Below are 22,114 nucleotides of genomic sequence, written 5' to 3' on the forward strand. Positions count from 1 at the left end.
CGAGAGCCGGGGAGCCCGGGTTCGGCCCTCCTGAGCCGAGCCCTCCTGAGCCGCGCCCTCCTGAGCCGCGCCCTCCGGGTCGGTCGCTGATACTGAGGAAATGGGCAAACTTGGGCGAAACGTCCCAGCGAGCCGCCGGGGCGACCGTGTGCCGCCGAAGACCGGACCGCCGGAAGCCGGCCCGGAGGCCCATCGCCGATCGGCCGCCGCGCGCCTTCGCTCGCGCCTGACCCCGCGCAGCGTCGCCGGACAGGTCTTCCTGCTGCAACTGGTGGTCGTCCTGCTGCTCATCGCCACGGCCGTGCTGGTGCTCGTGATCCAGGACCGCAACCGGGCGATCCGGGAGGCAGGCGACCGGTCCCTGTCGGTGGCCGAGACCTTCGCGAACGCCCCGGGCACCGCGCCGGCGATGAAGAGCAAACACCCGACGGCGCTGCTCCAGCCCCACGCCGAGGTGGTGCGCAAGAAGACCGGCGTCGACTACGTCGTGGCGCTGAGCCCGTACGGCTTCCGGTGGACCCATCCGGACCCGTCGCAGATCGGCAAGCACGTCACCACCTCCTACAGCGACGCGCTCGGCGGCACGCCCCACCAGACCACGTTCGACAGCAGCCTGGGCAAGGCCGTCGACTCGACCGTGGCCGTCTTCGACGACAAGGGGACCGTCGTCGGCCTCATCACCGTCGGGGTCACGGTGGACAAGGTGGCCGGGGTGGTGCAGCAGCAGCTGCCGGTGATCTTCGCCGCGGGCGGTGTCGCACTGCTCCTGGCCGCGGGCGGCTCGGCCCTGGTCAGCGGCCGTCTGCGGCGCCAGACCGGGGGTCTCGGGCCGGAGGAGATGACCCGGATGTACGAGCACCACGACGCGGTGCTCCACGCGGTCCGCGAGGGCGTGATCATCCTGGACGGCGACGGAACGCTGCTGCTGGTCAACGACGAGGCCCGCCGGCTGGTCGCGCTGCCGGACGAGGCCGAGGGCAGGCCGGTCACCGAACTCGGACTGAGCCCGGCCCTGGCCGAGCTGCTGGCATCGGGCCGGGCGGCCACGGACAAGGTCTTCCTGGCCGGGGACAACCTGCTCGCGGTCAACGTACGGCCGGTGGGCCCGAAGGGCGGCAGCGTGGCCACCCTCCGCGACACCACCGAACTGCGCGCCCTCGCCGGACGCGCGGACGTGGCGGGCGGGCGACTGCGCCTGCTCTACGAGGCCAGCACACGGATCGGCACCACCCTCGACGTGACGCGCACCGCCGAGGAACTGACCGAGGTGGCGGTCCCGCGCTTCGCCGACTTCGCCACCGTCGAGCTGGCGGAGTCCGTGCTCCAGGGCGGCGAGCCGACGGGGGAGGGCACGGACATGCGCCGCATCGCGGCCGCGGGCATCCGGGACGACGCGCCCCTCCGCCCCGCCGGGACGCTCGTGCGCTATGTGCCCGGCAACCCGGTGACCATCGGGATGACCACCGGCCGCTCGGTCCTGGTGGAGGACCTCGCCTGGGCCGACGGCTGGCGCGCCCAGGACCCGGAGAAGGCGCAGAGGATCATCGACTTCGGCATCCACTCCATGATCTCGGTGCCGCTCAAGGCGCGCGGCCAGCTGCTGGGGGTCGTGGAGTTCTGGCGCTCCGACCAGGACCCCTTCGAGGCGGACGACCTGTCCCCCGCCGAGGAGCTCGCCGCCCGGGCGGCCGTGTGCATCGACAACGCGCGCCGCTACACCCGGGAGCACATCACGGCCGTGACCCTCCAGCGCAGCCTGCTGCCCGGCGTGCTCCCCGAGCTGTCCGCGCTGGACGTCGGGCACCGCTACCTGCCCGCCCAGGCCGGGGTGGGCGGCGACTGGTACGACGTCATCCCGCTGCCGGGCGCCCGGGTGGCCCTGGTGGTCGGCGACGTCGTGGGACACGGTCTGCACGCCGCCGCGACGATGGGCCGGCTGCGGACGGCGGTGCACAACTTCGCCGCCCTCGACCTGTCGCCGGACGAGATCCTCGGACATCTGGACGACCTGATCACCCGGATCGACGAGGACGCGGCGGCCGAGGCCATCACCGGCGCCACCTGCCTGTACGCGGTCTACGATCCGGTCACCGGGCGGTGCGTCCTCGCCCGGGCGGGCCATCCCGGTCCGGCGCTGGTCGCCCCCGACGGCTCCGTGACCTTCCCCGACATCCCCGTCGCCCCGCCGCTGGGCGTCGGGGCGGGGCTGCCGGTCGAGACGGCGGAACTCCGGCTCGCCGCCGACAGCCGGCTGGTCCTCTACACCGACGGCCTGGTCGAGGCCCGCGGCCGTGACATCGACGTCGGCCTCGGCATGTTGCGGGAGGCGCTCGCCGAGACGGACGGCGCCACCCCGGACGACACCTGCCGGGCGGTGCTCGACGCGATGCTGCGCACCGGATCGAGCGACGACGTCGCCCTGCTGGTCGCCCGTACCCGGCTGCTCGACCCGGAGCAGGTCGCGGAGTGGGAGGTGCCCGACGACCCCGCGGCCGTCCCCCGGATCCGTGCCGAGGCCACCCGCAGGCTGGAGGCCTGGGGGCTCGGCGAGGCCGCGTTCACGATGGAGCTGATCCTCAGCGAACTGGTCACGAACGCCATCCGGTACGGGGGCAGCCCCATCACCCTGCGGCTGCTGCACGACCGCGACAGCCTGATCTGCGAGGTGGGCGACGGCACCAGCACCTCCCCGCACCTGCGCCGCGCGACCTTCACCGACGAGGGCGGACGGGGTCTGTTCCTGGTCGCGCAGATGTCCCGCCGCTGGGGGACCCGCTACACCGACCGGGGAAAGATCATCTGGGCCGAGCAGGCGCTCGACGCCGGAGCCGCCGGTGACCTCGGGGCCCTGCTGATGGCGGACCTGTGAGGCGGGGCGGAACCCGGCTCAGGAACCGCTGACGACCTTGAAGTACGGGATCTTGTCCGGGTCCTGGCCGAACGCGCCCCCGAGGTAGACGACCGACAGCTTGGCGAGGGTCCCGTCGTCGATCAGCTGCTTGATGACCCGGTCCAGCTCGGTCCTGTTCGGTGATCCCTTCGGGTACAGGGCGCCGTACCCCTGGTCGGTCCGGTACTGGCCGATGAGGCGCACCCTGCCCTCCCGCTTCTGGGGATACGCCAGCAGGATCGTCGTGTCGTGGACGACCGCGTCGATCCGCCCCTTCTCCAGCGCGGTGACCATGTCGGGGTCGTTGGGGAAGGCGGTGACGGGCTTGGTCGGCTTGAGGCGGTTCTTGACGAACGCCTCGCCCGTGGTGCCCTCGGCGACCCCGATGCGGACGTCACGGAGGTTGTTCTCGTTGATCTTCTCGCCGTCCCTGATCAGCACGCCCAGGGTCGAGTCGAGATAGGGCGGGGAGAACTCGGCGACCTTGCTCCGTTCCGGGGTGATCGTGATCTGCGCCAGGGCCAGGTCGAAGTCCTTGGTCCGGCCGGACACGACCTCGGGGAAGGGCGCGTTCTCCACCTTCACCCGGTCGAGTCCGGACCGGTAGGCGATGTTGGCGGCCATGCAGTACTCGTAGCCGCTCTTGACGGACTCCGGCGTATTGCCGTTCCACCAGCCCGGCGCGGGCAGGGTCGTCTTGACGGTGAGGGCGCCGGCCGTCCTCGGCGACAGATGGAACTCCCCGTGACGTCCGCTGACCTGGCAGTTCCCGTACTGGGCGTGCGTCGTCTCCGACCCGCCCTCGTCGCAGGCCGATGTCGCGACGGTGAGTGCCACGCCGACAGCCAGAGAGGCGATCGCTGGCGCGGCGCGCATCATTGCACCTCCGGTGGGGGCATCCTCCTTGAGCCACCATAAATCACCATGAACCGTACGACCGCCGGAGCCACGTGCGAGGACCGGTCCGTCCTCCTCCCGCGGAGGACCGGGACGGCCCGGGTTCCCCGACGGGATCCGCCGCCTTCCGTTCGCCCGGTCACGTCCCGGTGCCGGGCAGCCGAAGTCCCTTCAGGGCGAGGGCGTTGACGGCGACGACGAAGCTGGAGCCGGACATGGACAGCGCGGCGATCTCCGGGCGAAGGACGAGACCGAAGGCCGGTTCGAACACGCCGGCGGCGATCGGCAGCGCCAGCGCGTTGTAGCCGATGGCCCAGCCGAGGTTCTGCCGCATCTTGCGCAGGGTGCCCCGGCCGATGCGCAGGGCGGTGGCCACGTCCAGCGGGTCGGACCGCATCAGGACCAGGTCCGCCGTCTCGACGGCGACGTCGGTGCCCGCGCCGATCGCGATACCGAGGTCCGCCTGCGCGAGCGCGGGAGCGTCGTTCACACCGTCGCCCACCATGGCCACCTTGCGGCCGCCGGCCTGGAGTTCGGCCACCTTCGCCGCCTTGTCGCCGGGCAGGACCTCGGCGATCACGGTGCCGATGCCGAGCTGTACGGCGATCCGTTCGGCCGTCGCCCGGTTGTCGCCGGTGAGCATGACGACCTCGACACCGAGCGCGTGCAGTTCACGGACCGCGGCCCGGGACGTCTCCCTCGGCGCGTCGGCGATCGCGATGAGTCCGGCCGCGCGGCCGTCGACCGCCGCGATCACGACCGTACGGCCCGTGGCGGCCAGCCGCTCCCGGTCCCCGCCGAGTTCCCCGAGGGCGATGCCCTCGCGTTCGGCCAGCCGGCGGTTGCCGACCACGACCCGGTGACCCGACACCCGGGCGACCGCGCCCCGGCCCGGCACGTTCACGAAGTCCACCGCCCGCTCGGCGGAGATCCCCCTGGCCTCGGCGTACCGTACGACGGCCTCCGCCAGCGGGTGTTCCGACTCCCGCTCCACCGCGGCGACCAGTCGCAGGAGGTCCTCCTCGGTCGTACGGGCGTCGGTGAGGACGTCGGTGACCTCCGGCTCGCCCCTGGTGAGCGTGCCCGTCTTGTCCATCACGACGGTCCGGACACGGGCCGAGGTCTCCAGGCCCAGGGCGTTCTTGAACAGCACGCCCCGTTTCGCGCCGAGTCCCGTTCCCACCATGATCGCGGTGGGCGTGGCCAGTCCGAGCGCGTCCGGGCAGGTGATCACCACGACGGTGATCGCGAACAGCATGGCCTCGCTCGGCGGGCGGCCCGCGATCAGCCAGACGGTCAGGGTCACGGCACCGCCGATCAGGGCGACGAGGACCAGCCAGAACGCGGCGCGGTCGGCCAGCCGCTGCCCGGGGGCCTTGGAGTTCTGCGCCTGCTGGACGAGCTGCACGATCCGGGCGAGCGCGGTGTCGGAGCCGACCTTCGTCGCCCGTACCCGCAGCGTGCCGTTCGCGTTGATGGTGGCGCCGACGACCGGTGAGCCCGGTTCCTTGTGCACGGGCAGGCTCTCGCCGGTGACCATCGACTCGTCGATCTCGCTCGAACCCTCCTCCACCACGCCGTCGACGGCGATCTTGGCCCCGGGGCGCACCAGCAGCAGGTCACCGACCATGATCTCGGCGGTGGGCACCTCCACCGGTTCACCGTCGCGCAGGACGAGCGCCTTGGGCGGGGCGAGGTCGAGCAGGGTGCGGACGGCGTCGTTCGCACCGCCGCGGGCCCGCATCTCGAACCAGTGCCCGAGCAGGACGAACGAGGCCAGCACGGTGACGGCCTCGTAGAAGACGTCGCCGCCGCCGATGAGGGTCACGATCAGCGAGTACAGCCAGCCCGAGCCCACCGCGACCGCCACCAGCGCCATCATGTCGAGGGTGCGGTGGCGCAGCGCGCGCCGGGCGCCGCCGAAGAAGGGGGTGCAGGAGTAGAGGATCACCGGCAGGCTCAGCAGCAGCGCCCACACGTCCTCCCGCAGCCCGAAGGGGACGGGCAGGTCGAGGCGGAGGAGGTTCCTGCCGATCGGCGACCACAGCACGATGGGGACCGAGAAGAGCGCGGCCACGAGGAAGCGGTCGCGCAGGTCGGCGATCATGCCGGCCATCGACATGTCCCCGTGACCGGCGTGACCGCCGTCCTCCAGTCCGTCCGTCGTCTCGGCCGACGGGGACGCGGGCGCGGAGGCTGACGCCGAGGCCGGGGCGGGTTCGGGTCCCGCCGTCGTCGTCGGGCCGGGTTCGGTCAGTGGGTCGCAGAGGTGTTCGGGGACGGACCGGCCCGCGCAGTGGTAGCCGCACTCCGTCACCCACCGCCGCAGCTCCGCCACGGACGTACGACCCGGGTCGTAGACCACCGTCGCCGTCTGGGCCACCGGGTTGGTCTCGACGTCGAGCACCCCCGGCCGCCGTCCGAGGACCGCGGTGACGGTGCTCTGCTGCGAGGCCCAGCGCAGTCCCCGTACGTCCAGCACGGCGGTGCTGCGGTCCTCCAGCGTCACCCTGCGGCCGCCGCGCTCCGATTCGTGGTCGTGCACCACACCACTGTGGCGCAGCGGCCGGCGATCCGGCCCCGCTGCGCGGGCGCACGCCGCACCTTCCCACCGGATGACGCAGCGGCGCGGCGCACCCTCCGCCGGCCCGTCGCGGACGGGTTATCGCATATCACATACATGGGCCGGGTAGAGGTCTCTCCGTCGCCGACCAGAGTGAGGTAGCCCTTCCATGTCGACTTCAGCATCCCGTCGCCCGGCCCGCTCCACCGGCGCGGTTCCGGCCGACGGGACGGTCACCGACCGGCTCGTGGCGGCCAATCGCGCGTACGCCGCGGGCTTCGTGGACCCGGGCAGGGACGCCCGCCCCGTCCAACGCGTCGCCGTCGTGGCCTGTATGGACGCCCGGATCGATCTCCATGCCGCGCTGGGCCTCCAGTTGGGCGACTGCCACACCGTGCGCAACGCGGGCGGTGTGGTCACCGACGACACCATCCGCTCCCTGACGATCAGTCAGCGTGCGCTCGGGACCCGTAGCGTCATACTCATCCACCACACGGGCTGCGGTCTCCAGAGCATCACCGAGGAGTTCCGGCACGAGCTGGAGATGGAGGTCGGGCAGCGGCCCGCCTGGGCGGTCGAGTCGTTCCGTGACGTCGACCAGGACGTACGGCAGTCGATGCAGCGGGTGCGTACGTCACCGTTCCTGCCGCACACCGACGACGTCCGCGGCTTCGTCTTCGACGTCACCACCGGGCTGCTGCGGGAGATCGACCCGCGGGCCTGAGCTGTTCCTTTCCCCTTCCTCGCCGCCGGGTGGCCGAGCCGTCGCCCGGCGGTCGCACCTCCGCGGACCCCCCCGGGCGATCCCGTGCCGGGCGGTCCCACCGGATCGGTCCGTGCAGGGCTCTGGCGCGCGCGGACAACCCAGCCGCATACTGTATGCAGTCGCGTGAAGCCGTTCGCGTGGAGGGGGCCGGCCGTGTCCTGTCGTACTTCTCTCTCGGTCGTGCTGGCCGAGATCGTCGGACCCGCGGCCGAACGGGCGGCCGGGGAGGGCGAGTTCCCCCGGGAGTCCGTGTCGGCGCTGGGCCGCGCGGGCGTGCTCGGACTGACCGTCGCCCGGGAGTCCGGGGGCGGTGGGCTCGGGCTGCCGGAGGCCGCCGACGTGGTCGCACGGACCGCGCGCGTCTGCCCGGCGACCGCGGCCGTGCTCACGTCCCACTTCGCGGCGGTCGCCGCCGTCGAGTCCTCCGGTGGTTCCTGGGTGCGCGAGGAGATCGCCGCCGGGCGGCACCTCGTCGGCCTCGCCCTCCGCGAGGGCGGATCGTGCGGGGCGGGGGAGGGGGACGACCCGTACGGGAGGTCCCGCTCGGTCGCGACCCGTTTCGCCGACGTGGTCGCCCTGCGGGGCCGCAAGCGGTGGGTGGTCGCGGCGGGGGAGGCCGACAGCTACCTCTGGTCCTCGCGGCCGCTCGCCGGGTCCGAGGGTCTGACCCTGTGGGTCGTCCCGGCGCAGGCCCCGGAGCTCTTCGTCCCGGCCCGGCCCGACGGCGGAGGGCCCAGCGGCAGCGGAACCGCCACGCTGTACGCGGATCCGGTGCTCGTACCCGCCGATGTGATGCTCGGACGGGACGGCGGAGGGCGGGACATCCTGCTCGGCCGCGTACGGCCCTGGCTGCTGGCCCTCGGGGCCGCGGTCGCCGGCGCCCTTCCCGGCCCCGGAGCCGGACTCGCCCCCGAACCTGACGGGAGCAAGGGCCCCGGCCCCGGAGTCGGCTCCCGACTCGGCCCCGGCCCAGGAGTCGACCCCCGGCTCGGCTCCGGCCCCCGACTCGGCCTCGGCCCCGGCCCAGGACTCGGACCGTGATCCCGCGGACGGCCCCGGCGGCGAGCCCCGTACGCGAGCCCCCTCGTTCAGTCCTGGCCCGCCCCTGCGGCGAGCTGCCTGCGGTAGAACGCGGTGGTGCGCTCGGTGTGCTTGCGCATGACCTCGCCGGCGCGGTCGGCGTCCCCCTTGGCGATGGCCCTGATCAGCTGGGCGTGCTCGTTCCAGGCCTCCTTGCCGCGGGGCCGCGCGATCGGCGTGTAGTACCAGCGCACCTTCTGGCCGACTCCCGCGATCAGTTCGGCCAGTACGGCGTTCGCGGCGAGGGAGGTGATGAAGGCGTGCAGCGCGGTGTTGGCCTCGACCAGACGCTCGACGTCGCCGGCGGCGAGGGCGTCGACACCCTCCTGGTGCAGCTCCCAGAGCCGCTCGACGTCCCCGGGTTCGGCCTGCTGGGCCGCGAGTTGGGCCGAGTAGGTCTCCAGGACCGCGCGCACGCCGAGGAGTTGGCCCGCCTCCTCCTCGGTCGGCGAGTGGACGAAGGCCCCCTGGGCGGGGCGCAGGTCGACCCAGCCGTCGGTCTGGAGCCGCTGCAACGCCTCGCGCACGGGCTGGCGGCTGACCCCGAGATGTTCGGCGAGTTCGGCCTCGACGAGATGCTGGCCGGGCTTGAGGGAGCCGTTGACGATCAGCTCGGTGAGGGCGTCGTAGACCGCCTGCCGCAGCGGTGCCGGGCGGGTGACGCGCCGGGTGGCGGCGGCCGTGAGTGCCTCACGCATGGGAGCCCCGTTCCGCCACCGGGCCCCGTGGGGCCGACGGCTCTGCCAGGAGGTGGCCGCCGAGAGGGTCGCCGACGGCGGCGTCAGCATACAGGTTTTCGTATGCAGGATGGCGGGGTGCCGGGAGATGATCCCAGGTCGGCCGGGGTGCCCCCGGCGCACGTTCCCGCTCCGAGAGGTGTGAAGGGGAGAGGAGTCGCTCGTGCTGTTCCGGCAGTTGGAGTACTTCGTCGCGGTGGCCAGGGAGAGGCACTTCGCACGGGCCGCGGGGACCTGTTACGTCTCGCAGCCCGCGCTGTCCGCGGCGATCGCCAAACTGGAGCGGGAGTTGAACGTCACGCTCATCAACCGCGGCCACGCCTACCAGGGCCTGACCCCCGAAGGGGAACGGCTCGTCGTGTGGGCCAAACGGATCCTCGCCGAACAGGACGCGTTCAAGGCGGAGGTGGCCGCGGTGCGGTCGGGCATCACCGGGACGCTCCGCCTCGGCACGGACCCGACGGCCTCGACGACGCTCGCGATCCCCGTGGCCGCGTTCTGCGCCGCGCACCCGCTGGCCAAGGTGCAGGTCCGCTCCCGGCTGTCGACGAAGGAACTCCACCGCGGGCTGAGGGACTTCGAGATCGACGCGGCCATCGCCCATTTCGACCCCGGCGAGCGGGAAGGACTTCAGGCCGTCCCCCTGTACCGGGAGAGGTACATGCTCCTGGTCGCCGACGACCAGCTCATGTCCACGGCCACCTCGGCGACCTGGGCGGAGGCGGCCGAACTGCCGCTCGCGCTGCTGACCCCCGACATGCGCGTCCGCCGGCTCATCGACGACGTCTTCGCCGAGAAGGGGTGCGAGGTGACCCCGCAGGTGGAGACGGACTCCATCGCCGCGCTCTACGCCCACGTCGGCGGCGGAGCCCGGGCGAGCATCGTCCCGCACACCTGGCTGCGCGCGATGCCCGTTGTCGGCAGGACCCGCGCCCTGCCCCTGGTCGATCCGGAGGCCGGTGCCCAGGTCTCGGTGGCGATCCACGCGGGGACGCCCGGTTCGGTCGCAGCGCGGGCCTTCGTGCGGGCGGCGACGGGCCTGGCGCTCGACGAGGTCTTCGGCCGGCCCCTGGCGCACGAGCACCCGGTGGGCTGACACCGGACCGGCCCACCGGGTCCGTACGTCGTCGGTTCCCCGGAACGACCACACCCCGCAAGGGAGTTCAGTGACCCTCCTTCCTCCGGCTCTTGATAGACGCGGTGTGTCAGCCGGTCGCCGATCGGTCTTGGACGTCGCCGAACGGGTCGCCGAAGGTGGGAGGAGCAGCCGTAGCGACCGATCCGACCAAGGAGGACCCCGGACCATGACCGCCCCCTCGACACCGGACACCGCGGCGAACACCGACCCGCAGACCGAGCTCACCGACGGGTATCACCTGGTCGTCGACGCGCTGAGGATGAACGACGTCGACACGGTCTACGGGGTCGTCGGCATCCCGGTCACCGACCTGGCCCGGCTGGCGCAGGCCCGGGGCATCCGTTACATCGGGTTCCGGCACGAGAGCAACGCGGGTCACGCGGCGGCGGCCGCCGGGTTCCTCACCAAGCGGCCCGGAATCTGCCTGACCGTGTCCGCGCCGGGATTCCTCAACGGTCTGGTCGCCCTGGCCAACGCCACCACCAACTGCTTCCCCATGGTGCAGATCTCCGGCTCCAGCGAGCGGCACCTGGTCGACCTCCGGCAGGGCGACTACGAGGAGATGGACCAGCTCGCGGCCGCCCAGCCGTTCTGCAAGGCCGCCTACCGGGTCGGTCGCGCCGAGGACATCGGCAGGGGCATCGCCCGCGCCCTGCGCACCGCCGTCTCCGGCCGGCCCGGCGGGGTGTACCTCGACATCCCCGCCGCGGTGCTCGGCTCCGTCATGGACGCGGAGGCGGGCGCGAGGACACTGAGCCGGCTCGTCGACCCCGCGCCGCGGCAGATCCCGGGGCCCGAGGCGGTGGACCGGGCCGTCGAACTGCTCGCGGGCGCCGAGCGGCCGTTGCTGGTGCTCGGCAAGGGAGCCGCGTACGCGCGGGCCGACGAACGGGTCCGCGAGTTCGTGGAGTCCACCGGCATCCCGTTCGTCCCGATGTCGATGGCCAAGGGGCTGCTGCCCGACGACCACCCGCAGTCGGCCGCCGCCGCCCGGTCGCTGGCCCTGAGGAAGGCCGACGTCGTGATGCTCGTCGGCGCCCGCCTCAACTGGCTGCTGGACCACGGCGCGGCACCGCGCTGGAATCCGGACGCCCGGTTCGTCCAAGTCGACATCGAGGCACGGGAGATGGACAGCAACCAGCCCATCGCGGCCCCGCTCGTCGGGGACATCGAATCAGTGCTGGAGGCGATCGCCGACCGGGCCAAGCCCGGCCGGATCGCGGCCCCCGCCGCCTGGCGCGCCGAACTGGGCGCGCGGTCGGCGCGGAACGTGGCGAAAATGGCGGAGCGACTGGCGGCGGACCCGCACCCCATGGGGTTCACGGGCGCCCTGCGGGCCGTCCGTGACGTCGTGCGCGAGCACCCGGAGACGTACATCGTCAACGAGGGCGCGAACGCGCTGGACATCGCGCGCAACGTCATCGACATGCGCGTACCGCGGCACCGCCTCGACAGCGGCACCTGGGGCGTGATGGGCATCGGCATGGGCTACGCCATCGCCGCCGCCGTCGAGAGCGGCGGCGCCCCGGTCGTCGCGGTGGAGGGGGACAGCGCGTTCGGGTTCAGCGGCATGGAGCTGGAGACGATCTGCCGGTACGGGCTGCCCGTCGTCACGGTCGTCCTGAACAACGGCGGTGTCTACCGCGGCGACGACGTCAACCCCCTCGGCGACGCGCCCTCGCCGACCACCCTGATGCTCACGGCCCGCCACGACCGGATGATCGAGGCGTTCGGCGGCAAGGGCTACCGCGCGACCACGCCCGCCGAGGTCACCGCGGCCCTCACCGAGGCCCTGGCCTCCGGCGGCCCGGCACTGATCGACTGCGCGATCGACCCCTCCGCCGGCACGGAGAGCGGCCACATCGCCCATCTGAACCCGAAGGGCATCACGGCGGGCACCATCGCGTCCGGCCCCGAGTGAGCCGCCGGGCCGTCCGGTTGTGCCGGAGCGGCCGTCCGGGTGTTCAGTCCTCGCCGGTGAGACCGGCGAACTCGTCGAGCAGGGACGCGGCCGTGCTGACATCCTCGGTCAGTGGTCGGTCACGCATGTCCGGGTTCAGGGCCGCCGCCGCGCGGAGGTAGGCGCGGCCCGCCGGGGTGCCGGGCGCGGGCGGGGTGTCCCGCTGGCGCAACGCCCGTACGGCCGCCACGAGTTCGCAGGCCAGGACCAGCCGGTACGCCTGTGCCGCCCGGAGCGACTTGCGGGCGGCCTGGGTGGCGAAGGTCGCCGCCTCCTCCAGTCCCTGGGACAGCACCACGTGCCCGAGCGCGGCCGGTGCGGCGCACGCATGGATCTCGGCGAGGGCCGACGCGGAGCTGTACTCCAGGATCATCATTCCGGACCCGGCCGTGGAGGCGTCGGCCAAGTAGGAGCGCAGTCCCGTCAGTTCGGGGCGGCCCAGGGCGGACAGCCGGGCCGCCGACAGCCGGGCCGTGCCGAGCACGGCGAGGTCCAGCCGGTCGAGCGCGAGGGTGAGCGGCGCGGTGAAGAACCCGCCGTGATGCAGGGCGTGGGGAGCGCCCGTGGTGTCGTCCCAGCCGATGAGCGGGTTCTCGGTGGCGGAGTTGAGATCGATGGACAGCACCCGCTCCAGGCCGGACCACGCCTGCATCGCGGGACCGTGGGCCTGCGGGAAACAGCGGAAGCCGAACGGGTCCTGCACCCGTGCCGGCGCTCCGCCCGGCCGTCCCGGTACGGCTGTCGCTCCTCCGGCTGTGGCTCGTCCGGGTGTCGCTCCTCCGGCTCTGGTTCCTCCGGCTGTGGTTCCTCCGGCCCCCGCGCCGAGCAGCCGGCGGACGCGGGCCGCGGCCCGGGCGATCGCCGGGTGCGGATGGGCCGCGTGGACCTCGGGTGCGTACGGTTCGAGGGAACCGTCGACGGCGTGCAGGGAGAGCGCGGCCACGACGTGCGCGGCGCGCAGCGGGATCCCGAGGTCGTTCCAGGCGAGCGCGGACTGCCCGAGGGTGAGGGCGTTGCTGCTCATCAGGGCCAGCGCGTCCCCGCTTCGCAGGGGAAGGGGCCCGGGAACCGTCCGCCCGCCCCACGGTCCGTCGCCCGACCACGTTCCGTGGCCGAAGAGGGCGAGCCCGAGCTGGGCCAGCGCCGTGAGATCGCCGGTGCCGACGGACCCGTACTCGGGAACCTCGGGATGCACTCCCGCCGTGAGCGCCCGCACCAGGGCCGTGGCGATCTCGGGGCCCGACCCGGAACCCGCGGCGAGCAGTTGGTTCGCGCGCACCAGCATCATCGCGCGGACCTGGCGGGCCGGCAGGGGCTCGCCCGTACCGCCCGCGTGGCTCAGCAGCAGCCGCAGATCGTGGCCCGCTCCGCCGGGGTCCTCGACGGCGAGCCCGCGGTGCGCGCCCACGCCGGTGCTGCGTCCGTAGACCCGGGCGCCCTCGGCCGCCAGCCGCTCCGCCGCCCGCCGGGTGTGCTCCATCGCCTCAAGTGCCCCCGGACACAGGGGTGGAGGCGTGGCTCCGTCGGCGATCCGGGCCACCGTGGCGGCATCCAGGCCCCGGCCGTCGAAGGCCGTGGCGGCCGTGGCGGCTGTGCGGTCGAGCATGACGGACGTTCACTCCTCAGCCGTACACCGTCCCCGTCGAGAGGCCGGGCCGGGAGGTGGTCCTCCCGGCCCGTGGGCACCCGTCAGCGGGCCGCCGGTGCCGGCGTCAGCTCAGTCCCACCGAGGCCAGCCAGTTCTTGGCCACGTTCAGCGGGTCCTTGCTGCCGTTCTGCACCTCGCTGTTGAGCTTCACCAGGGTCTCGGTGTCGAGCTTCGCCGACACGTCGTTGAGGACCGAAACCCCGGCCGCGGGCAGACCGCTCTTGTATGTCAGCGGTGTGACATTCTCGAATCCGAAGAGATTCTTGGAGTCCTGGAGCACGACAAACTTGTTCTTACTGATTCCAGGGTCAGTGGTGAAGATATCCGCGGCCTGGATGTTGTTGCCCTTGAGCGCCGCCACGGTGAGCGGGCCGCCCGCGTCCAGTGCCTTGAAACTCTTGAAATCGAGACCGTATACGGACTTCAGGCCCTTCAGACCCTGCTGCCGGGTCTGGAACTCCGGCGAGCCGCCCACGACGAGGTCCTTCGCCAGCGAGGAGAGGTCGCTGATCGACGACTTGGCGGTGAGGTGGTACTTCTTGGCCGTCGCCTCGTTCAGGGCGATCGCGTCCTTGTCCTCGGCCTTGGAGGGCTCCAGCACCGAGAGCTTCGGGTCGAGCTTGGCCGTGATGGCCTGGGTGGTCTCGTCGACGGACGCCGGAGCGGCCTTGGGGTCGAGATAGGCGAGCAGCGCGCCGTTGTACTCCGGCAGGACCGTGATCGTCCCGTTCTTGATCAGGCCGTACGAGGTCTCGCGGCTGCCGATGTTCATCTTGTAATTGACTTTGATCCCCTTGGCCTTGAGGGCCTCGCCGTAGATGTCGGCGAGCAGGAAGCTCTCGGGGAAGTCGTTGGAACCGACCACGACCGTACCGGCCTTGGCGGCGTCGCCCTGCAACGGGTCCTTGCCGCTGGAGTCGTTGGAGGAGCCGCAGCCCGTCAGCGCGGCGGCGGCCACAACCAGCAGGGAAACAGCGGAAGTTGCGGAGGTTCGAGTGCTTCTGGCGATGGTCACGTTGTTCATCCAGACTTGGCAATCGGTGGGGCGTTGGCGGCCGGTGAGCACGGACGGCGGTCCTGACGATCCAATCGAGCCGCATCAACTACCGTCAAGACACGAATAGATCACTGAAGCGGACCGTGCAGCTTCAGCCCGTAGGCGCAACGTGACCGAAACGGGAGCGAACCAGGCGTCCTCGCGTGCCACTTTTCGGTTGATCATGGCCGTACTCTGACGGCAGCCGCTAGTGTTGGCCGCGCCGAGGGCCCCGTTCCACTTGTCGGCCCGCTCGTGCTGCTCGCGACCATTGATCGACGCAGGCCTGCTTTTGGGCTTCCAACGGGGAATGAAGTCAAGGAGGTTGGGTGCCCGCGCACAGAAAAGCCACCTCGGGGCAGCCGTCCACTGCTCTCGGGAACGGCCGGACACCATCCCTGCTGGACCGCTGGCCTTTCCGCCGGAAACTCAATGTTCTGGTGATCGTGCCGCTCGCCGTCATCTCCGTGATGCTCGCCTATGTCGTCTCCGGTGAAATCGGCAAAGCCCGCTCCGCCGCCGACACCGCCCAACTCGTGCGCGACAGCACGCAGGTGACGAAACTCATCGACGCCGTGCAGACCGAGCACCGGCAGGCGCTCCTGGTCTCGCTGCGCTACGAGGCGGCCGGCCCGGGGAAGGGCGCGCCGGACACCGCCGCCTACCTCGCCGCGCAGGACCAGGTCGGCACCCGCATCGACGCGGTCAGGGCCGCCTACGAGGACCGGCTGCCCGACGGCGAGGCCCAGGCGCTGAAGGAGCTCGAAGGCCTGGACAGCCTCCGCAAGTCCGTCGAGCAGGGACCCATCCCCGCCGACAACATCGACCCGGCCTACGGATCGGTGATCGAGGGACTCATCGACGGCCTCGGTCTCGGCCGCTCGGGCAACGAGTCCTCCGCGTCCGCGGGCAACCTCCTCGACGCGCTGCTGCGCGCCGACACCGCCCACGCCTCCTTCGAGACCAGCGTCTTCGCCGCCCGTACCCGTGACGCCAACGCGCTCATCGAGTTCACCGGCGCGGTCGGCGACTACGACCAGTACACCTACCAGTCCGAGCGGTTCACACGGTTCGCCGGCCCGGAACAGGGCACCGACCTCGCCGAGATCGAGCACAGCCCCTACCAGAGCGTCATCACCCAGCACTGGGCCGCGCTCCAGGTCGACACCGGAGCGCTGGTCGCCGAGAACGCCGGCCAGCTGCGGGCCGCCCTCGACGAGGCGCTGCGCGCCGGTCCCACCTACGAGCGGCAGGCCGAGAACCGGCTGAAGATCGTCCAGTCGCTGATCACCCAGATCGCCGCGAACGCCCAGTCCGCGTCGGACGCGGCCTGGTGGAGGGTGGTCTGGCTGGTTGCCGGCATCCTGGCCGCCTTCGCCGCCTGGCTGCTGTTCTCCGTGATGACCCGGCGCTCCGTCGTACGGACCGTGCGCGCCCTCACCGCCGCCGCCCAGCACGTGGCGGGCGCCGCGAAGAGCGAGCTCGCCCGTGTCGCGGACGACGACGCCGACGACGCGGGCCCGCCCCGGCTCGAAGCCGTCCCCGTACCCGTGCGCGACGAGATCGGCGAACTGGCCGAAGCCTTCAACCAGGTGCAGATCACCGCGAGCGCCCTGCTGGCACGCCAGGTCGTCAGCCGCCGCAACATCGCCGAGATGTTCGGCAACGTCGGCCGTCGCGTCAGCAACCTGACGGCACGTCAACTCGCCCTGATCGACTCGGTGGAGCGCGGGGAGACCGACCCCGACGTGCTCGACCGGCTCTACCGCATCGACCACATCGCCGTCCGTCTCCAGCGCAACGCCGACAGCCTCATGCTGCTCGCCGGGATCACCGAGACCGGTCTCAACACCGAGCCGATGCGGCTCAGCAACATCGTCCGCGCCGCGCTCGGTCAGATCGAGGGCTACCAGCGCGTCACCCCGCACGCCGAGGGCGACGTGACCGTCGTCCCCGACATCGTCGGCGACCTGACCCTGATGCTCGCCGAACTCCTGGAGAACGCCGTGATGTTCTCCCCGGCGACCAGCGGTGTCGAAGTCGTCCTGCGGCCCCGCCACCAGGGCGGCGGAGCCCTCGTCGAGATCATCGACCACGGGCTCGGCATGAGCCCCGAGCGACTGGAGCAGGAGAACGCCCGCCTGATCCGGCGCGAACGCCTCGACCTGGCCCCGACGGAGGTCCTCGGGCTGTTCGTGGTCGGCGGTCTGTCCCGGCGCTGGGGCATCGAGGTCGCCCTGTCCCGCACCCCGGGAGGCGGAGTCACCGCAACCGTCGCCGTGCCCGCCGTCCACCTCGTCTCCCGTGACCCGGGCCCCGCCGCCGAGCGGGCCCCGCGCATCGAACCGCCCGCCCGCCGCCCCGGCCCGAGCGAGCCGCGCAAGGCGCGGGTCGAGGCGCCGCCCGGACCCGCGGGCCTGCCCCGCAGGGTGCCCTCGTGGTCAAGGGCCGCGGAGTCCTCGGGCCACGCCCGCCGTTCGGAGGCGACGGACACCGGCGCCGAACGCGCGGCCACGCACGGCGGCGCCCGGCCCGGAACCGGCGCCGACCCGGCCCCCACCGGTCCGGCGCGCTCCGGTGACGCCGGACCGCTGCGCCGCCGGGTGCGCGGGGCGACCCTGTCGGCCGCCACCGCGTCGAGCCGGCTGCCCCGGCCCACGGAACCGCCCACCCACCGCAGGCCGCCGTCCTGGCAGCCCACGGACGCCGAGGCCGCGCGCTCCGAGATCGACGAGTTCGAGGCCGCCGTCCTGCGCGCCGAGCGCGAGAGCGCGGCCGAGGACCGTGCGGCAACGGTGAACCGGCCGGGCGGCGGAGCCCTCGGACCGGCCGGCACCGACCCCCAGAACAGCAGACCCTCTTCCCCGGAAGGCATGAGCACGTGACCATGTGGACAGGCGGGCCCGAGTCCCGGACAGCGGAACCCGCGGCGGACGTGAAGACCGCCGCGGCCGACTTCAACTGGCTGCTCAACCGGTTCGCCACCGAGACGGCCGGGGTCGTGGACGTGATCGGTGTCTCCTCCGACGGACTGCTCATCGCGGTCTCCCAGCAGCGCGGACAGGCCGACTCCGAGCGGCTCGCTGCGATCGTCTCCGGAATCACCAGCCTCGCCATGGGGGCCTCCGGCAACTACGGTCTCGGCGGCCTCAACAAGGTCATCATCGACCTGGAGGAGGGACACGTGCTGGTGTCCGCGCTCGGCGCCGGCGCGGTGCTCGGCGTGGTCGCCTCGAAGGAGGCGAAACTCGGCAACATCGCCTACGAGATGACCCTGTTCGCCAACCGGGCCGGTGCGGTGCTCAGTCCGCAGCTGGTGATGGAGCTCAAGAGAACCGTGGGCATCGCACCGGCCGGCTGACGTCCGACGACGCGTCACATGACCGGTGGCGCGTGGTGAGTTGAAGGGGGAGGACGTGATGACGTCCGGCGAGCCATGGGCCGGCGGCGACACCGAGTGGGGAGGGGAGCGCCCCGCCTCGGTGGTCCGGCCGTTCCTGCTGACCGCGGGCCGGATCGCCGGCGGCGACAGCCTCGTACCGCCGATCCCGATCGAGACACAGGTGGTGGCGACCGATGTGGGACTGGCGACGCTGGACCGCTTCGTGTTCGACCAGCACCGCGACATCATCGCGTTCTGCCGTGAGCCGCAGTCGCTCGCGGAGATCGCGGCGAGACTCCGGATGCACCTGAACGTGGTCCGGGTTCTCGCCGACGATCTGCGCGCGGACGGCCAACTGGCCCTGTACGCGCCGCAGGCCCGCTCCCACCGTGATGTCACTGTTCTGCGAAGGGTGATCGATGGTCTCCGAGCTGTCCCCGACTCCCGGGGCGCGATCCGTGAGGGATGACGACGGGCGTCCCCGGCCGCCGCTGCCGGTGAAGATGGTGATCGCCGGCGGCTTCGGCGTGGGCAAGACCACGACGGTGGGGGCGATCTCCGAGATCGAGCCGCTGACCACCGAGGCGTCCATCACCTCGGTCGCCGCCGGTGTCGACGACCTGTCGCACACCCCGGAGAAGGTGACGACGACCGTCGCCATGGACTTCGGCTGCGTCACCCTCGACCCGACCCTGAAGCTCTACCTGTTCGGCACCCCCGGCCAGGAGCGGTTCGGGTTCATGTGGGACGACCTCGTCGAGGGCGCGCTCGGCGGACTCGTCATCGTCGACACCCGGCGCCTCGACGACTGCTACGCGGCCGTCGACTACTTCGAGCACCGCGGGATCCCCTTCGCGGTGGCCGTCAACGCCTTCGACGGCAAGATCGAACACGATCTGGACGACGTACGGTGGGCCCTCGACGTGGCCGACCACGTGCCGCTGACCGTGTTCGACGCACGGGACAGGGGCTCCGTACGGGACGCCCTGCTCGTCGTCCTCGAACACGCCCTGGCCAGGGCCGAAGGCGGAGCGCACGCCCAGGAGAACGGATGAGGGGCCCCGCCGGGCGGCACGCCCCCGTCCTGTACGCGGTCTCCGCGACCTGCGCCGCCATGGGTGCCCTGCTGTGGGTGCGCGGCGCGACCGGCGCGCCTCCCCGGGTCTACGGGGACTACCTGGCGGCCGACAGCTACACCCCGTCGCTCTGGCGCGTGTGGTCGAGGGCCGTGCCCGACGACCGGCTCGGGCTGTACCTCGTCGTGGCAGGGCTGATGCTGGCCGTGGTCACCCGGCTGTTCCTCGTCCGACGGCGCTGAGCGAACGGGGCGGGGACGGCTCGTGAGCCGTCCCCGCCGCGTCGTCCGGGCCGTTGTCCGGGCCGCCTACGCGGACCGGCGCCTGCGTACTCCGGGGGAGACCGCCACCCGTCCCACCGCCCAGAACAGGATGAGGACGAACAGCGCGAGGCCGGCCGTGACGGCTGCTCCGCCCGCCACCTTCTCGTAGTTGTGCTGGTAGAGGCCGTCCAGGATGTACCGGCCGACCCCGCCGAGGGACACATAGGCCGCGATCGTCGCCGTCGAGACGATCTGGACCGTCGCCGAGCGCAGCCCGCTGAGGATCAGCGGCAGCGCGGCCGGCACCTCGACCTGGAAGAGGATCCGCGACTCGGGCATGCCCATGCCGCGGGCGGCGTCGACCGGGGAGGGGTCCACGCCGCGGATCGCCTCGTAGGTGGTGATCAGGACGGGCGGGATCGCCAGCACCACGAGCGGGATCATCACCGGCACGATGCCGAGGCCCAGCCAGATGAACATCAGGACCAGGAGTCCGAAGGTCGGCAGGGCACGCGCCCCGGTGGACAGGAAGGCCAGCGCGTTGCCGCCGCGCCCGGTGTGTCCGGTGACCAGACCGATCGGCAGCCCGATGAGCGAGGCGATCGCGAGGGCCCCGGCCGTGTACTGCACGTGTTCCCACACGCGCTGCGGGATGCCGTCGTAGCCGTGCCAGTGCGAGCCGTCGCTGAAGAAGGACTGCATGAAGTTCAGTACGTTCACGAGGCGCCCTCCGGGGTGCGGGCGGCGCCCGCGGCCGTGGCCCCGGAACGCCCGGCGGTACCGCCGGACGGCGGCTGCCAGGGGGTGAGGAGCCGCTTCAGCAGGACCAGCAGGGCGTCGATCACGATCGCGAGGACGGCGGTGGTGACCACCGCGGTCACCGCGAGCCGGGGGAGACCGTACAACTGCGCGTAGGTCAGCAGGTTTCCGAACGCCCCTTGGTTGCCGATCAGCGCGCCGACGCTGACCAGGCTGATGCTGGAGGCGACGGCCACCCGCAGTCCGGCCATGATCGCCGGTACCGCGATGGGCAGTTGGACCTGGAAGTAGCGCCGCACGAGACCGATGCCCATGGCCGAGGCGGCGGCGTTCGTCTCCTCGGAGACCGAGCGGACGCCGTCGACCACCGCCGGGACGAGCACGACGAGGCTGTACAGGCACAGCGGGATCATCACCGTCAGCAGGCTCAGCCCGGTGTAGTCGATGAGCACCACGAAGAAGGCGATGGAGGGGATCGCGTAGAGGACGGTCGAGGTCCACAGCACCGGCGCGTAGAGCCAGTCGAAGTGGACGCACAGCAGCCCGATCGGCAGGGCCAGCAGCAGCCCGGCCAGCACGGGGACGAGCGCCTCTTCCAGATGGAGGAGGATCAGACCGGTGTAGCTGTGCTGGATGGCGCTCGGAATGTCGAAGAACCCGTTCATCGCCCGGCCTTCACCGCCGGCTCGTCCGCGGCGGCGTCGGCAGCCCGCCGCCGGGCCGACCGGATCGCGGCCGCGACCGTCTCCTGCCCGGCGACCCCGAGGACCCTGCCGGACCCGTCGACGCCGACGGCCAGGCCGGACGGCGACAGCACCGTCCGGTCCAGGGCCACCCGCAGCGAGTCACGGCCGACCTCGAAACTCGGGCCGTACGGTTCCAGGGACGCGGTCTCCCCGTCCCAGCCGCCGGGGTCGGCCCAGCCGAGCGGCCTGCCGTCGGCGTCCGTCACCAGCACGGGGGCCGCTTCGGGCTCGCGTCCGGCGATCTCCCGCCAGTCCGAGCCGACGGGGAAGACCCGGGAGCGGTCGAGTTCGAGATCGCTGGTGGACAGGAACGACAGACCGCGGATGCCCCGGTCCGCGCCGAGGAACTCCTCGACGAACGGATCGGCCGGCGCGGAGAGGATCTCCTCGGGTGCCGCGAACTGGGCGAGCCGGCCGCCGGTGCGCAGGACGGCGATGTGGTCGCCGATGGTGATGGCCTCGTCCATGTCGTGGGTGACGAACACGATGGCCTTGCCCAGTTCGCTCTGGATGCGCAGCAACTCCTCCTGGAGTCCCCGGCGTACGACCGGGTCGACCGCGGAGAACGGCTCGTCCATGAGCAGGATGGGCGGGTCCGCCGCCAACGCGCGGGCCACTCCCACCCGTTGCTGCTGGCCGCCGGAGAGCTGGTAGGGATAGCGGCGGGCCATGGACGGGTCGAGGCCGACCCGCTCCATCAGTTCCGTCGCGCGTTCCCGGGCACGCTGCTTGGACCAGCCGAGCAGCCGCGGCACCGTGGCGATGTTGTCGACGATCGTCCGGTGCTGGAAGAGGCCGGCGTTCTGGATGACGTAACCCATGGAGCGGCGGAGGGTGTTGACGGGCCGGGCGCGGATGTCCTCGCCGTCGACCCGGATCGTGCCGCTGCTCGGCTCGATCATCCGGTTGATCATGCGCAGTGTGGTGGTCTTGCCGCAGCCCGAAGGTCCGACGAGAACGGTGATGGAGTGGTCAGGTATCTGGAGGGACAGGCGATCGACGGCCACCGTGCCGTCGGCGTATCGCTTGCTGACATCTTCGATGGCTATCAAGCGTCGAAACCCTTCGGGAACGGCCTTGCCCGCGCGTGGCGCGATCATGTGCACGAGGGTGCGTAGTCTAGTCAGTCGATGTTCGTTCCCGGCCATGACAGATCGTGAATGTCCTGCGTCC

Annotated in this window: 18 protein-coding genes; 10 read left to right on the forward strand and 8 right to left on the reverse strand. The window is 72.1% G+C overall.

The features are described from left to right. Positions 1-100: 100 nt before the first annotated feature. On the forward strand, positions 101-2,869 hold the full coding sequence (locus ACFWI4_RS09140) for a SpoIIE family protein phosphatase (protein ID WP_387192704.1): 2,769 nt from the start codon (positions 101-103) through the stop codon (positions 2,867-2,869). Positions 2,870-2,887: 18 nt separating this feature from the next. Here ACFWI4_RS09140 and ACFWI4_RS09145 read toward each other — a convergent pair whose 3' ends face one another. Next, complete coding sequence (locus ACFWI4_RS09145; protein ID WP_387192707.1) at positions 2,888-3,727, reverse strand: ABC transporter substrate-binding protein; 840 nt, start codon at positions 3,725-3,727, stop codon at positions 2,888-2,890. A 199-nt stretch (positions 3,728-3,926) separates the two neighbouring features. After that, complete coding sequence (locus tag ACFWI4_RS09150) at positions 3,927-6,332, reverse strand: heavy metal translocating P-type ATPase (RefSeq protein ID WP_387192710.1); 2,406 nt, start codon at positions 6,330-6,332, stop codon at positions 3,927-3,929. A 187-nt stretch (positions 6,333-6,519) separates the two neighbouring features. On the opposite strand from ACFWI4_RS09150, the gene ACFWI4_RS09155 reads away from it, so the two are divergent. Beyond that, positions 6,520-7,074: a beta-class carbonic anhydrase gene (locus ACFWI4_RS09155; RefSeq protein WP_385398223.1), complete on the forward strand. Its 555-nt coding sequence runs from the start codon at positions 6,520-6,522 to the stop codon at positions 7,072-7,074. Positions 7,075-7,269: 195 nt separating this feature from the next. Then, entirely contained in the window at positions 7,270-8,157 is an 888-nt protein-coding gene (locus tag ACFWI4_RS09160; protein WP_387192714.1) for an acyl-CoA dehydrogenase family protein, read from the forward strand. Between the two features lie 47 nt (positions 8,158-8,204). Here ACFWI4_RS09160 and ACFWI4_RS09165 read toward each other — a convergent pair whose 3' ends face one another. Continuing rightward, positions 8,205-8,894 (reverse strand): GntR family transcriptional regulator, encoded by a 690-nt coding sequence (locus ACFWI4_RS09165; RefSeq protein ID WP_387192717.1) that lies wholly within the window; start codon positions 8,892-8,894, stop codon positions 8,205-8,207. A 202-nt stretch (positions 8,895-9,096) separates the two neighbouring features. On the opposite strand from ACFWI4_RS09165, the gene ACFWI4_RS09170 reads away from it, so the two are divergent. Together ACFWI4_RS09170 and oxc are read left to right on the forward strand one after the other, a co-directional pair. Further along, on the forward strand, positions 9,097-10,029 hold the full coding sequence (locus ACFWI4_RS09170; RefSeq protein ID WP_387192720.1) for a LysR family transcriptional regulator: 933 nt from the start codon (positions 9,097-9,099) through the stop codon (positions 10,027-10,029). A gap of 208 nt (positions 10,030-10,237) precedes the next feature. Next, a complete protein-coding gene (oxc, locus tag ACFWI4_RS09175) occupies positions 10,238-11,992 on the forward strand; it encodes an oxalyl-CoA decarboxylase (RefSeq protein ID WP_387192723.1) in 1,755 nt (584 codons plus the stop codon). A gap of 43 nt (positions 11,993-12,035) precedes the next feature. Here oxc and ACFWI4_RS09180 read toward each other — a convergent pair whose 3' ends face one another. Together ACFWI4_RS09180 and ACFWI4_RS09185 are read right to left on the reverse strand one after the other, a co-directional pair. Continuing rightward, the gene (locus ACFWI4_RS09180) at positions 12,036-13,637 is read right to left on the reverse strand and encodes an aromatic amino acid ammonia-lyase (RefSeq protein WP_387192726.1); all 1,602 of its coding nucleotides are present in this window, start codon (positions 13,635-13,637) and stop codon (positions 12,036-12,038) included. A 106-nt stretch (positions 13,638-13,743) separates the two neighbouring features. After that, positions 13,744-14,703 carry a glycine betaine ABC transporter substrate-binding protein gene (locus ACFWI4_RS09185; RefSeq protein ID WP_387192730.1) on the reverse strand — a complete coding sequence of 320 codons (960 nt, stop codon included), beginning with the start codon at positions 14,701-14,703 and terminating at the stop codon, positions 13,744-13,746. 452 nt (positions 14,704-15,155) lie between these two features. Here ACFWI4_RS09185 and ACFWI4_RS09190 point away from each other — a divergent pair, with 452 nt between their 5' ends. The 5 genes from ACFWI4_RS09190 to ACFWI4_RS09210 are packed head-to-tail and all read left to right on the forward strand — an operon-like array spanning position 15,156 to position 19,415. After that, positions 15,156-17,600, forward strand: coding sequence for an ATP-binding protein (locus tag ACFWI4_RS09190; RefSeq protein ID WP_387192733.1), 2,445 nt, complete (start codon positions 15,156-15,158; stop codon positions 17,598-17,600). 2 nt (positions 17,601-17,602) lie between these two features. After that, positions 17,603-18,076, forward strand: coding sequence for a roadblock/LC7 domain-containing protein (locus tag ACFWI4_RS09195; protein WP_385398486.1), 474 nt, complete (start codon positions 17,603-17,605; stop codon positions 18,074-18,076). A gap of 58 nt (positions 18,077-18,134) precedes the next feature. Continuing rightward, positions 18,135-18,566 (forward strand): DUF742 domain-containing protein, encoded by a 432-nt coding sequence (locus ACFWI4_RS09200; RefSeq protein ID WP_385398239.1) that lies wholly within the window; start codon positions 18,135-18,137, stop codon positions 18,564-18,566. Then, positions 18,517-19,152: an ATP/GTP-binding protein gene (locus ACFWI4_RS09205; protein ID WP_387192737.1), complete on the forward strand. Its 636-nt coding sequence runs from the start codon at positions 18,517-18,519 to the stop codon at positions 19,150-19,152. Before ACFWI4_RS09200 ends, ACFWI4_RS09205 begins: the two co-directional genes overlap by 50 nt. Further along, positions 19,149-19,415 carry a hypothetical protein gene (locus ACFWI4_RS09210; RefSeq protein WP_387192740.1) on the forward strand — a complete coding sequence of 89 codons (267 nt, stop codon included), beginning with the start codon at positions 19,149-19,151 and terminating at the stop codon, positions 19,413-19,415. The genes ACFWI4_RS09205 and ACFWI4_RS09210 overlap by 4 nt, the downstream gene beginning before the upstream one ends. Before the next feature lie 66 nt (positions 19,416-19,481). Here the strand turns inward: ACFWI4_RS09210 and ACFWI4_RS09215 are convergent, their stop codons facing one another. From ACFWI4_RS09215 to ACFWI4_RS09225, 3 genes are read right to left on the reverse strand one after another with little or no spacing between them, the layout of a single operon-like run. Further along, the gene (locus ACFWI4_RS09215; RefSeq protein ID WP_387192743.1) at positions 19,482-20,156 is read right to left on the reverse strand and encodes an ABC transporter permease; all 675 of its coding nucleotides are present in this window, start codon (positions 20,154-20,156) and stop codon (positions 19,482-19,484) included. After that, positions 20,153-20,860 (reverse strand): ABC transporter permease, encoded by a 708-nt coding sequence (locus ACFWI4_RS09220; RefSeq protein ID WP_387192746.1) that lies wholly within the window; start codon positions 20,858-20,860, stop codon positions 20,153-20,155. The genes ACFWI4_RS09215 and ACFWI4_RS09220 overlap by 4 nt, the downstream gene beginning before the upstream one ends. Continuing rightward, a complete protein-coding gene (locus ACFWI4_RS09225; protein ID WP_387192749.1) occupies positions 20,857-21,993 on the reverse strand; it encodes an ABC transporter ATP-binding protein in 1,137 nt (378 codons plus the stop codon). The genes ACFWI4_RS09220 and ACFWI4_RS09225 overlap by 4 nt, the downstream gene beginning before the upstream one ends. Positions 21,994-22,114 lie beyond the last annotated feature (121 nt).

This window comes from Streptomyces sp. NPDC127038 (assembly GCF_042725875.1).
In the GTDB taxonomy this organism is placed as follows: domain Bacteria; phylum Actinomycetota; class Actinomycetes; order Streptomycetales; family Streptomycetaceae; genus Streptomyces.